Origin of the sequence: Nonomuraea sp. 3-1Str, from assembly GCF_031570565.1 — a bacterium.
In the GTDB taxonomy this organism is placed as follows: domain Bacteria; phylum Actinomycetota; class Actinomycetes; order Streptosporangiales; family Streptosporangiaceae; genus Nonomuraea.
The window spans coordinates 351900-363873 of record NZ_JALHBK010000001.1 but is presented as its reverse complement, the minus strand read 5'-3'; the positions used below and the strand labels follow the sequence as shown (position 1 = coordinate 363873).

General features: G+C 72.7%; 11 protein-coding genes. 8 read left to right on the top strand and 3 right to left on the bottom strand.

Going from position 1 to position 11974, the window contains the following annotated elements; genetic code table 11:
• Window positions 1-23: 23 nt before the first annotated feature.
• Complete coding sequence (locus MTP10_RS01960) at window positions 24-602, bottom strand: helix-turn-helix domain-containing protein (protein WP_310707186.1); 579 nt, start codon at window positions 600-602, stop codon at window positions 24-26.
• An 80-nt stretch (window positions 603-682) separates the two neighbouring features.
• Here MTP10_RS01960 and MTP10_RS01955 point away from each other — a divergent pair, with 80 nt between their 5' ends.
• Window positions 683-2122, top strand: a complete 1440-nt coding sequence (locus MTP10_RS01955; RefSeq protein ID WP_310707185.1) for a prolyl oligopeptidase family serine peptidase — start codon at window positions 683-685, stop codon at window positions 2120-2122.
• A gap of 17 nt (window positions 2123-2139) precedes the next feature.
• On the opposite strand, the gene MTP10_RS01950 is transcribed toward MTP10_RS01955, so the two are convergent.
• Complete coding sequence (locus MTP10_RS01950) at window positions 2140-3132, bottom strand: hypothetical protein (protein ID WP_310707184.1); 993 nt, start codon at window positions 3130-3132, stop codon at window positions 2140-2142.
• A gap of 116 nt (window positions 3133-3248) precedes the next feature.
• On the opposite strand from MTP10_RS01950, the gene MTP10_RS01945 reads away from it, so the two are divergent.
• The 6 genes from MTP10_RS01945 to MTP10_RS01920 all read left to right on the top strand — a co-directional run bounded on the left by MTP10_RS01945 (window position 3249) and on the right by MTP10_RS01920 (window position 6633).
• Window positions 3249-3605, top strand: a complete 357-nt coding sequence (locus MTP10_RS01945) for an MmcQ/YjbR family DNA-binding protein (protein WP_310707183.1) — start codon at window positions 3249-3251, stop codon at window positions 3603-3605.
• Window positions 3606-3615: 10 nt separating this feature from the next.
• Window positions 3616-4107, top strand: coding sequence for a GNAT family protein (locus MTP10_RS01940; RefSeq protein ID WP_310707182.1), 492 nt, complete (start codon window positions 3616-3618; stop codon window positions 4105-4107).
• Between the two features lie 127 nt (window positions 4108-4234).
• Complete coding sequence (locus tag MTP10_RS01935) at window positions 4235-4612, top strand: hypothetical protein (protein WP_310707181.1); 378 nt, start codon at window positions 4235-4237, stop codon at window positions 4610-4612.
• 53 nt (window positions 4613-4665) lie between these two features.
• The gene (locus MTP10_RS01930; RefSeq protein ID WP_310707180.1) at window positions 4666-5568 is read left to right on the top strand and encodes an EamA family transporter; all 903 of its coding nucleotides are present in this window, start codon (window positions 4666-4668) and stop codon (window positions 5566-5568) included.
• 10 nt (window positions 5569-5578) lie between these two features.
• Window positions 5579-6229 (top strand): GntR family transcriptional regulator, encoded by a 651-nt coding sequence (locus MTP10_RS01925; protein ID WP_310707179.1) that lies wholly within the window; start codon window positions 5579-5581, stop codon window positions 6227-6229.
• A 53-nt stretch (window positions 6230-6282) separates the two neighbouring features.
• On the top strand, window positions 6283-6633 hold the full coding sequence (locus tag MTP10_RS01920) for a hypothetical protein (protein ID WP_310707178.1): 351 nt from the start codon (window positions 6283-6285) through the stop codon (window positions 6631-6633).
• Here the strand turns inward: MTP10_RS01920 and MTP10_RS01915 are convergent.
• Complete coding sequence (locus MTP10_RS01915; protein WP_310707177.1) at window positions 6630-10172, bottom strand: protein kinase domain-containing protein; 3543 nt, start codon at window positions 10170-10172, stop codon at window positions 6630-6632. The genes MTP10_RS01920 and MTP10_RS01915 overlap by 4 nt on opposite strands.
• Window positions 10173-10519: 347 nt before the next feature.
• Here MTP10_RS01915 and MTP10_RS01910 point away from each other — a divergent pair, with 347 nt between their 5' ends.
• Complete coding sequence (locus MTP10_RS01910; RefSeq protein ID WP_310707176.1) at window positions 10520-11974, top strand: sugar transferase; 1455 nt, start codon at window positions 10520-10522, stop codon at window positions 11972-11974.

Sequence of the window (11974 nt, the reverse complement as noted above, 5' to 3'; positions counted from 1 at the left end):
TCGTACGCGCGGCGCAGCAGGATCTACTCGGGGTCGTCGGCGGGGAAGGCGTAGAGGCGGAGGTACATGGGGCGGGCGCCGGGTGGGGCCTCGGTCCGGGGGCGGCTGTGCTGGAGCAGGAGCCGCATGTACGCCTCGAAGAACGCCTCGAACTCCTCGTCCGTCATCCAGCCCAGCCCTCGTGACGACTTCACGTGCTCCGGGTCGCGCTCGTACAGGTGGGGGAGACCCTCCAGGAGGCGCAGGTCCTCCTCCAGGCCGAGGCGGTGGAACTCGGCCAGGATCGGGCGGTCCTCCGGCGCCAGCCGGTCGGGCGTGGGCAGGCGCATGTCGCGCGGCGCCGGGGCCTTGCGCCACCAGCGCTCCCTGCCGGTCGAGCGCTCCGGGATCTCCTCGATGAAGCCGTACTTCTCCAGCTGGCGCAGGTGGTAGCTGGTCGTGCCGGTCTTGGCGCCGAGCAGCTCGCCGAGCGTGGTCGAGGTGGCCGGCCCGTGGACGCCGAGGTGGCGCAGCATGAGGCGGCGCATGGGGTGGGCCAGGGCCTTGAGCCGAGCCGGGTCGTCGAGGAGGAAGGACTCGGGGGTGGCGGCCTCATCCGTCATGAGGACGAGTCTAGTCCTGCAGAGGGATTTCTGCCGAGGTCTGTTTGCCGAGAACTCTCTGCAGAGTATGGTCGGCGGACATGAGACGAGTTCTGGTGGCCGGGCTGGCCGCCCTCCTGTGGTGTCTGCTCGCCGCTCCCGGTGCGTGGGCGGCGGCCGTACGCGACGACGAGCCCGCGCCGGCCGTGCCCGGGGACCTGAAGGCGGTGGACGTGAGCTTCCGCGGTGACGGGGGGCTGGTCATGCACGGCACCGTCCTGTCACCCGCCCAGGGCGGCGACGGGCGGCCGGGCATCGTGCTGATTCACGGAGCCGGCACGGGGACGCCGCGGACCAAGCTCATGGGCGAGGCCGTCGAGTTCGCCCGCAGGGGGCTGTCGGTGCTGGTCTACGACAAGCGGTCCGTGGGCTACTCGCTGTTCGAGCGCTCGTACGCGCAGCTCGCCCGGGACGCGCTGGGGGGCGTGGCGGAGCTGCGCCGGCAGCCGGGCGTCGATCCGGCGAAGGTGGGTGTCTGGGGCCTCAGCGAGGGCGGCTGGGTGGCGCCGATGGCCGCCGCCCGCTCCCGGGCCGTCGCGTTCGTCGTGGTCGTCGGCGGCAACAGCCAGCAGCCGCTGGTCCAGCAGACGTGGGCGGTGCACGCGGGCATGAGGGCCGCCGGGATGTCGGGACGGCTGGTGGACCGCACGGAGCCCGATCTGTACCGGGTGCTGGCCGACGGTGACCTGTTCCCCGAGCCGTACTACGACCCGGCTCCGACCATCGCCGCGGTGCGCCGGCCGGTGCTCGCCGTCTGGGGCGTCCACGACCTGCTGACCCCGGCCCGGGAGAGCGCGCGGGGCTTCGCCGAGGCGCTGCGGCGCGGCGGCAACGACCACGTCACGGTCCGGTACTTCGCCGACGCCGACCACGCCGCCCACCGGACCCCCGACCGCGGCGTCACCCGGCTGCCCGAGCTGGCCCCCGGCTACGCGGACCTGGTCGGAGCCTGGGTGGCCGACGCGACCTCCGGCCGGGCGCCCGCCACGAGCACGTCGGGTCCGGCGCCGGTGCAGGCCGTGCCGACCGTGCCGGTCCCGCCGGTGGACTGGTGGGAGTCGGCCGACGTGCAGCTCGCGGCGCTGGTGGTGATGCTGGTGGCGTTCGCCGGGTATCCGGTGGTGGCGCTGGTCCGGCGGGTCCGGGGACGAACCGGCGCACCGGTGAGCGCGGCGGCGCGGGTGCTCAGTGCGGGCGGGCTGACCGTGGTGCTCGGGTCGTTCGGGTACCTGATGTACGCGGTGATGACGGGGGCCAAGCTGGCGAGCCCGGGGCCGCTCCTGGCGGGCCGGCCGGTGGCGTGGCTGGCGCTCCAGGCACTCGCGGTGGCCTGCGTGGTGGCCGCCGCCGTCACCGGGCTGGCGTGGTGGCGGGGGCGCGGGGACGTCGCGGGAGGCGAGCGGGTACGGCTGGCGGTGCTGCTGGCCGGTGGCCTGGTGCTCGTTCCGTGGGGGCTGTACTGGGGGCTGCTGCTGCCGTGACGCGCAGGCCGCCCACGTCATCGGGTGGCGGCGACCGGTGTACGGGCCGGCGCGCGGCGCGACGCGGCGAGGAGGACACCGGCGGCGGCCAGCGCCACCGCCCCGAGCAGGGTCGCGGCAGCGGTCAGCGTCGTCGCGTCCGGGCTGGTCAGAGCCTGGCCGCGCTGCGCCTGCCAGACCAGCAGCCAGGTGAGCCCGCCGTACCCGATGGCCGCCACGACGACCAGCGCCGTCCGTACGGTGAGGTCGCGCAGGACGGTCACCCGGCGGGCGAGCAGGCGCAGGCCCACCGCGACCAGCGGCAGCGCCTGGAGGGCGTGCAGGCCGACGAAGTGGCCCACCCGCAGGTCGCCGGCGCCCGTCTCCCAGCCGGTCAGCGGCATCCCGGCGCCCGCGTCGGGGGCGCCCACGCTGTGCGCGCCGATCGTGGCCAGCTTGAGGCCGGCGTCCAGGGCCTGGGCCTGCTCCGGGGTCGGGGCGGTCATGAGGTAGCCGACGGACATGCCGGCCAGGGACACGGCGATCCCGAGCGGCACCGCCCAGGCCATCGGCCGCTCCAGGGTCCGCTTCTGCCACAGCAGGAACACGCCCATGGCGAACGTCATCAGCCAGCCCAGGTACGCCGCCCCGCCCATGACGGCGAAGACGGTCGAGTCGAGCCCCGTCTCGAAGTTGAAGTGGCTGCGCATCCCCCGCCCCGCCTGGAACGTGATGGCCGAGATCTCGGGCAGCACGAACCCGGCGGCGGCCACCGTGCCGAGCCACCACAGGGTCCGCCGCCACCGCCGGGCCTGGCCGATCATCCAGGACAGCGTCCCGGCGTACAGGGCGAACGACAGCGCGAACTTGAACGGCTTGAGCCAGACGGGCTCGCCCAGCACGGTCCGCCCGTCGACGGCCAGTCCGGTGGCGGCGGCCAGCGCCAGGACGGCCATGGCGGCGGCGCAGAGGGCGAGCGGCACGTGGGCGCCCGGCGTCCCGCCCGGACGGCGGGTGAAGGGGTTCGTCATGCCCTCTACCCTGCCGACCTGGGGAAAAGCGGACCAGAGAGTGGATCACCTGTCCGATGTGATCTCGTCATGAACCGGACACCCGTTCTGTCGGTGGCGGCTGGTACACAGGGGCCATGGGTGTGAGCGTCGAAGAGTTCCTCAAGCTGGTGGAGGGTCTGCCCGAGGTCCGCATGGACCGCATGGCCACCTGGGTCAGCCTCAAGGTCCGGGGCAAGGGCTTCGGCTACCTGTGGGAGGAGACCGAGACCGTGGGCGTCAAGGCGACCGTCGAGGAGCAGATCGCGCTGGTGACCGAGCGGCCCGAGGTGTTCGAGCCGCAGTTCACCGCCGGGCGGTTCGGGTGGGTGGTGATCCGGCTGGACCGGATCGACTACGACGAGCTGTTCGAGCTGGTCGCCGAGGCGTGGTGCCTGACCGCTCCCAAGCAGCTCGTGACGGCCTTCGAGGACGCCCACCAGATCGGGCGATAATCTGGCATCAATGCTGATAACGAACATCCGGCTGCGCGAGTGGCGTGCGGACGACGCCCCGGCCGTGCTGGCCGCCTTCCAGGACCCCGAGCTGTCCCGGCAGGCGCCCTGGCCGGTCGTCACGGTGCGGGACGCGCTCGGGTGGATCGCGGCGTGGGACGGGGTGGGGCACGCGTTCGCGGTGACGCTCGACGGGCGCGTCGTCGGCAACGTGGCCGTCGCCCGCATCGACGACCACGCCAACGGCTGGGTCTCCTACTGGACGGTGCGCGAGGCGCGCGGCCGGGGCGTCGCGTCGGCGGCGGTGGAGGAGCTGGCGCGGTGGGCGTTCCGGGAGCGGGGGCTCTTCCGGCTGGAGCTGGGGCATCGCGTCGACAACCCCGCCTCGTGCCGGGTGGCGACCAAGGCCGGCTTCCTCGCCGAGGGGATCGAGCGGGGCAAGCTGCGCTACGACGGGGTCCGCTACGACGTCGAGCGCCACGCGCGCCTGGCCACCGACTGAGACACCGACTGAGACAGCGGCTGAGACACCGACTGAGACACCGACTGGGACAGCGGCTGAGACAGCCGGGACAGGTGCGGCGGAAGGCGGCTGGCGGGTGGTCGTGAGGGTGATCTACCCTCGGGGTGTGGACAGCGAGAGCCTGGCGGCGGCCGGTCTGCTGGCGGCCATGAGCCGGGCGGCGGTGAGCCTCGCCGACTTACATCACCCCTTCGTCCGCAGCGTGCCCTTCTCCTACTTCTTCCCGCCCGCCGGCGCCCGCGCGGGCACCGCGTTCACCCTGCCCGACGGCCGCGAGGTGAGCTTCACGGTCTCCATCGCCGCCGACGACGGGGCGTTCCGGGTGGACGGCGCCGCCTCGGTCGAGGGCGAGGCGCTGCTCACCCTGCCGCCCCGTACGGCCGAGAGCATCGGCGACGGCGTCGCCGTCCTGGACGACTACGCGGCCGAGCTGGTCTCCTGCGCCGCCCGGCTCATCGACCGGCTCCTGGACGAGCTCGTGTGACGCCCGGCTGATCCAACTGGACGAGATTGTCTGATTGTCAGACAATGACGTCCATGAAGAACGGACCTCTGGCAGTCGTGGGCGCCTCCGTGCTCTGGGGCACGGCCGGCACCGCGGGCCTGCTCGTCTCCGCCGACTCGGTCGCCCTGGCCGCGGCCCGCCTGGTCATCGGCGGCGCCGTCCTCGCCCTCTTCGCGGGCAAGGGCCTGCGGCGGGCGGTGAGCCCCGGCACGCTGCTCGCCGCCGCCGCGGTGGCCGCGTACCAGCTCTGCTTCTTCGCGGCGGTCGGCCGCACGGGCGTGGCCGTCGGCACGGTGGTGGCGATCGGCAGCGGGCCGGTCTTCACCGGGCTGCTGTCGTGGGCGCTGCACCGCGAACGGCCGAGCGGGCGCTGGGCGGTGGCCACGGCGGCGGCGATCGCCGGGTGCGCCGCGCTGATCGTCGGCGGCGGCGCGGAAGCCGGCGGGCACGGCGGCCAGATGGTGTCCGGGGTCCTGATCGCGCTGCTGGGCGGCCTCATCTACGCCTTCTACGCCGTCACCGCCGCCCGCGCCATCTCCCGGGGCGCGCCGTCCGGGGCGGTGATGGGCGTGCTCTTCGGCGGCGCGGCCGTGATCATGCTGCCGGTGCTGCTCTGGCGCGGCGTGGAGTGGCTGGCCGAGCCGCGCGCCCTGCTCGCCGCCCTCTACCTGGGGCTCGCCTCCACGGCGCTGTCCTACTTCCTGTACGGCAGGGGCCTGCGGAGCACGCCGGTGGCCACGGCCGCCACGCTGGCCCTGGCCGAGCCCGCGGTCGCCGCCCTGCTCGGCCTCGTGGTGCTGCACGAGCGGCTGGCCCCGGTGTCGGTGGCGGGGCTCGCCCTGCTGGCGGTCAGCCTGGCCGTCGTGGCCGTTCCGGAGCGGTCTGCCGCGCCCGGCCCGGCCGAGCGGGCCGTCCCCGAGAGGGCGGGGCGTTAGAGTCTCAGCCGTGACATCGCCCCTCAGACCCGTGTCCGCCGTCGACGCCCTGGCCGGCGAGCTGCGCCGCCGGGTGCTGTCCGGTGAGGTCGCGCCGGGCACGCCCCTGCCCGAGCAGGAGATCGCCGCCACCTACGGCGTGGCCAGGCCCACGGTCCGCGAGGCGCTGGCCACGCTCGTCCACGAGGGCCTGCTGCGCCGCGAGCGCAACCGCAGCGCGTACGTCCCCGAGGTGACGCCGGCCGACCTCGACGACCTCATGTACGTGCGCCGCCCGCTGGAGGACCTGATGGCCACGGCCGTGGCCGGGCGGCGGGTCCCGGAGGCCGACGCGGCGCTGGCCCGCCTGGAGGCGCTGCCCGCCGAGGCGCCCTGGTCCGACACCGTGGCCGAGCACATGGCGTTGCACGGGGCGCTGATCGTGGCGGTGGGCAGCCCGCGCCTGGAGCGCCTGTACGGCGCGCTGGCCGCGGAGACCAGGCTGGGGCTGGTCCGGCTGCGCGAGGTCTACGAGGACCGCGAGGTGCTCGTGCGCGAGCACCGGGAGCTGCTGGACACGATCGCGGACGGCCCGGTGGAGGCGGCACGGGCCGCGGTGGCCGCCCATCTCGGGCACACGTGGGGCGTCGATCCCGCCGAACGAGGACCGTCCCGAAGCTGAGGCCGGGCGCGAGCCCTTGCGGTACGCCCCTCCGACTCGCGAGAATCGCGGCCATGCACGGCAACGCGATGCCGGACTCCTACGTGTACGTCACGGAGGAGGGCGTGACCCGTCACTACGCCGACGGAAGCGTCGAAGCTCTCGCCTGGGAGGACGTCGTCGAGGTCCGCGTCGCCGCCGAGACGGACACCGAGGTCCTGTACATCCTGCTCGCCCGCGACGGCGAGGGCTGTGTGGTGCCGAGGTCGGCCACCGACGCGACGTTCCTCGCCCGCCTGCGTTACCTGCCGGACTTCGACCTTGAGCGGCTCCAGCACGCCGGCGAGTCGGCGCGGGACGGGGCCGTGGTCGTCTGGCGCAGCCCCGACCCGCCGTCCACACTGCCGGACCTGGAGTACGACTAACGCGCCCCGCAGACCTGCACCGGTGCGACGTCCGGAAGGCTGGCCGTCCACTCCTGCTCGGTGAGCGTCCGGTCGAAGCGGGCGCACAGTGCCTCCGCCACGGCCAAGGGCGCGACGGGATACTCGTGCCGGAGGCCGTCCTGGTCGAAGGTGATCAGACGGGTGCCGTCGGGGGTGAAGGCCACCTGCTGGACACTCCCTCGATCGTCGTCCAGCAGCGCGCCGACGGACTGGCCGCGAGCCAGGTCGTAGAGGCGCGCCTTGCCGTCGGCGCCCACCACGGCGGCCAGATCCTCCTTCGGCGACACGGCGAGCTGCGCCCCAGGCCTGCCGGCCGTGCCTCTGATGACCGTCCGGGGCGAGCCGTCCCCGTTCCAGACCGTGAGGCGCCCGTGGTTGTCCGCCGTGACGAGGTCTCCGGCCCGGGTGAACGCGGCGTAGGCCAGGCTGGTCGTGCGACCGCCGGCGCGCAGGCCGGCGCCGGCGGGCTTCCCGGTGGCGGTGTCCAGCAGGCGGGGCTCCTGCGCCAGCACGGCGAGCCGGGATCCGTCGGGGCTGAAGGCGACGTTCGTCAGCCTGGTCAGCTTGGCCGACCACAGGGCGCGGCCCGCCTTCCAGTCCCACAGCTGGAGCGTGGACTTCGTCGAGTCGTCAGACAGGGAGAGCTGTACCGCGACCTTGCTGCCGTCGGGGCTGAAGCCCAGCAGGAACCCTTCGCCGACGTCGCTCAGGGTGAGTCGTTTGATCTCCTTCCGGGTGGCGGTGTCGTGGATCCGCAGGCGGGTCGTGTTCGTGACGTCGTCGGCCCCCTCTTCGGAGATCTCGAAACTGCTCAGGGCGATCATCTTGCCGTCCGGGCTGAAGGCGGCACCGGTGAGGTTGAACTGACCGTCGAGACCGCCGCGCAGCAGCAGGTCGCGCCCCTTGGCACCGCGCACGTAGGCGTTGTAGCCCCGTTCGCCGCCGCGGTTCTCCACGCTCAGCGTGCCGTCCGGGCTGATCGCCATCGTGGTGGCCTCGGCGTCGGCCGGTCCGGTCAGCGCCGAGATGTCGAGGGAGAACACGCGGTCCTCACTGAGGTAGCGCAGCACCTTCCCGCCGGGGTCGAATCTCGGCTGCGGCGACATCGCCTCGGCCGCCCACTCGGTGACGTCGGACGCGGAGCCGACGGTGAGCGTGGTCAGGAGCGTTCCGCCGCCCCAGAGCTGGATCTGCTTCTCCGTCGCCGAGGCGAGCAGCTTGTCGTCGTGGCTGAGGACCACGCGTCCCCGGTTCCAGGCGGTGGGGCCGATGTCGATCACTGCGGTGGTGGTGAAGTTCTCCTGGTCCGCCAGATCGGCCGCGCCGAGTCGCCAGCCCGGCAGCACCTCCAGCAGCCAGCCCTTCTTGGTGACCGCGAGCGGACCGGGGCAGTACTTGCACGGTTCCTGCGCCGGTCTCGTACCGGTGAGCTTCATACCGGGCAGCGCGAATCTGCCGATCGTCTTGGTGTCGCGGTACTGCATGAAGATCGCCGACCCGTCGGGCGTCATCGCGCCGCCCCAGACACCGGGGATCTTCGCGTCCCGGCCGGTCTTCAGGTCCCAGAGGGTGTCGTCGGCGCTCGCCCCGCGCACCATGACATAGCGGTCGACCGTGCCGAACCTGATGGCCGCCCCGTCAGAATCGTCGCCGCCGATGGGCTTGTCGAACCGCCAGGCGCCCCTCGCCTTGCCGGTCTTCACGTCCCAGGCGTACGCGCCCTTGCCGGTCAGGATCGCGAGCACCGCGCCGGACGGGCTCAGCGCCACGTCGATCGGCGTGCCCGTGACGTCCAGCTTCAGTTTCTTGACCTGGGCGCGGCGGACCACGTCCCACAGCCGGGCCTCGCCGTCGCCGACGCTGACCAGGATCCTGCTGTCGGCGCTGAGCGTGCGGAGCGTGTCCGGGCCGGTCACCGGGTCCTGGAACATGGCGGTCTCGCGCTTGGCGAGGGAGTCGTTCATGGCCTTGCGGGTCTGCGGGGTCGGGTCGAGCCGCCAGGCGGCGACGCTGAGCAGGTCGCCGAGGCGCGGGTCGGTGGCGCGGATGGTCCCGGCGGCGGCCGCGATCCTGGCCGCCTCGGACATGCGGAACCGGTCGTTGGCCACCCGGCTCTGCCAGACCGCCACTCCCGTCGCGGCCAGCGAGACCACCAGGAGCACGGCCATGGCCAGCGACACCATCCGGGTCCGGCGGGCCCTGCGGCGGCCCAGCGCGGCCCCCGCGTCCAGGAAGTCGCGCTCGAAGCGGATCAGCGTGATGTCCCGCCGGCCGGTGGCCGCCCACTGCAGCGCGTTCTCCAGCGAGCGCCCGGCGAGCAGGTCGCCGTCCCGCCGGCCGCCGTCGTCCCACCGCCGGGCGGCGCTCAGGATGTCGCGGTGGACGGCGAGGCCGTCCCGGTTGGCCTCGATCCAGTCGCGCAGCCGGGGCCAGGCGTGCGGCAGGGCCGGCCGGGTCAGCCGCACCTCGTCGCCGTCGACCTCCAGGAGGTAGGCGAACACCCGCAGCACGCCCCGCGCCTCCGGGAACTCGCTCAGGCGGGCCCGCCGCAGGGACAGCTCGCCGTCCTCGTCCACCGTGACCAGGCGCAGGAACACCTGCGCGGCCAGCTCCCGATCGGCGGGGCTGAGCAGGCCGTAGGCCTCCTCGGCGAGCGGGCCGAGGCCCGGGTCGTGCGCCTGCGTGGCGAGATGCGACGCCCGGCCGCCCTCCGCGAGCAGCCGGGCCGTGTCGAGCCGCCCGTCGCCGCGGATCAGCGCCAGCAGCAGGGCGCGGGCCGTCGGCCTCTGCAGGGGGTCCTTGCGCAGCGCGGCGTGGACCAGCGGGCGGAGCTGCTCCGGCAGGCAGGTGAGGTCGGGCTCGACCGACATGACCTGGTGCATGACCGCGCCGAGCGTCTCCGCCTTGAACGGGTCCTTGCCGGTCGCGGCGAACAGCATGATCCCGCCCCACGCGAACACGTCCGCGGGAGCCCCCGCCCGCTCGCCCGTGAACACCTCGGGCGCCATGTAGGTGGGAGTCCCGGAGATCAGCCCGGTCGCGGTCAGCGACATCTCCAGCGTGCGCGCGAGCCCGAAGTCGATCACCCGGGGCCCGTCGGGGCCGAGCAGCACGTTGTCCGGCTTCATGTCGCGATGGATCACGCCCGCGTCGTGGATGGCGGTCAGCGCGGTGGCGACGCCGGTCGCGAGCCGGTGCAGGTCGCCCGGGGTGAACACCCTGCCCCCGCGTACGGCCGCGCCCAGGCTGGGCCCTTCCACGTACTCGCTGACCAGGTACGGCCGGGGCCCGGTGAGGTCAGCGTCGATCAGGCGTGCCGTGCAGAAGGAGGAGATCCGCTGGGCGGCGGTGGCCTCGCGCTGCAGGAGACCCACGTCGGAGCCGTGCAGCATCTTGATGGCCACCCGGAGTCCGGCGCTGTCGTATGCCTCGTAGACCACGCCCTGGCCGCCCGCGCCCAGTCGCCCGGCCAGCCAGTAGTCCCCGATCCGCGGCGGGTCACCCGCAACAAGAGTCACAGGAGCTTGGATGTGCAACATCGCCGCGAAGTTCGCGGATGTGCCGGTCTCCGCCCAGACCACCCATCTCTGCCCGGCCCGTAATTCCATCGTCATTGCCGTTTTAAACCGCTGACCGGCGTAATTCACGTACGACGCACGAACACGGACTGATCGCTCCGTCAACCCCTCGAACACCTCGACCGGCGTCCACTTGTGGACATATGTCGTTATTCCCCGCTAAGGAATTGATCTTTACTCTTTAGTGGGGGTCGCCGCCCTTTGATCTGTCCAACGAGACATGTCATCAGGAAGCGTTCGGAGAACGTTCAGGCAAATGCGGTGCACAGAGTTGCCAGGGTGGTGTTATGAGGGTGGGGGTTGGGGAGTCCGATGTCGCGCTCCTCGAGGCCGTTCCACACCACGCGTCGAGCATCTGGACGCGGGCGTACCTGCGGGTCCTGTGGGGTGGTGACGCCGCGTGCGCGCTGGTCGCGTGCGTCTGCGTGCTGGGTGTCCGGCTGCTGTACGGCGCGTTCGTCCCGGTCGCCGAGTACGCGCTCGGCGCCGGGCTGGTCGTGGTCTGGCCGGTCGTGCTGCTGATGGGCGGCGCGTACCGGGAGCGCGCGCACGGCGAGGGAATGGAGGAGTTCAGGGCGGTATTCAACGGCGGAGCCACTTTGATGGCGTCCGTGGCCATCGGGGCCTACGCCACGCAAACGGTGGTCGCGCGGAGTTTCGTCATGGCGATGCTGCCGCTCGCGCTGCTGTCCACGCTTTACTTCCGCTACAGAATGCGCAAACGTTTGCACCGTCGTCGCGCGGTCGGCGAATACCTGCGCCAGGTCGTCGCGGTCGGTCACCGTGAAGCGATTCTCGACCTGGTGATGCAGTTCAGGGGCCAGCCGTACCATGGCATGCGGGTCGTTGGAGCGTGCCTACCGCTCGATCGCATGGACGACGACCTCGAAGGGATTCCCGTGCTGGGGTCCTTCGGCGAGGTGTCGGAGGTCGCGGCGCGGGTGCGGGCCGACGCGGTGGCGGTGCTGGCGTGCCCCGAGATGGACGGCGTGGCGCTCCGCAGGCTGGCGTGGAGCCTGGAGACCGAGCGCACCGACCTGTTCGTGGCGCCGGCGCTGATGGACGTGGCCGGGCCGCGCATCAGCATCAGGCCCGTGGCCGGGATGCCGCTGCTGCACGTGGAGCACCCCGAGTTCGACGGCGCCAAGCAGGTGGTCAAGAGCGTGTTCGACCGGTGCGTGGCGGGGCTGGCGCTGCTGCTCATGGCGGTGCCGCTGTGGGCCGTCGTGCTGCTGGTCCGCCTCACGAGCCCCGGGCCGGCGCTGTTCTACCAGACCCGCGTCGGCAGAGGCGGCCAAGAGTTCCAGGTCGTGAAATTTCGGACAATGGTGGTGGATGCGGAGCGGCTCAAGGACACCCTCATCCAGGACAACGAGCTGGACGGCGTGCTGTTCAAGATGCGGAACGATCCAAGGATCACCCGCGTGGGCGCCTTCCTGCGCCGATACTCCATCGACGAGCTCCCGCAACTGGTCAACGTGGTCCGCGGCGAGATGTCCCTCGTCGGCCCGCGCCCGCCGCTGCCCGAGGAGGTCGCGCAGTACGGCGCGGACGTGCGCCGCCGCCTCGTCGTCAAGCCCGGCATGACCGGGCTCTGGCAGGTCAGCGGACGTTCCGACCTGACCTGGGAGGAATCCGTCCGCCTCGATCTGCGCTACGTGGAGAACTGGTCACTCGTCCTCGACCTGCAGATCCTGTGGAAGACATGGTCCGTCGTCACCCGCGGAGAAGGGGCTTACTAG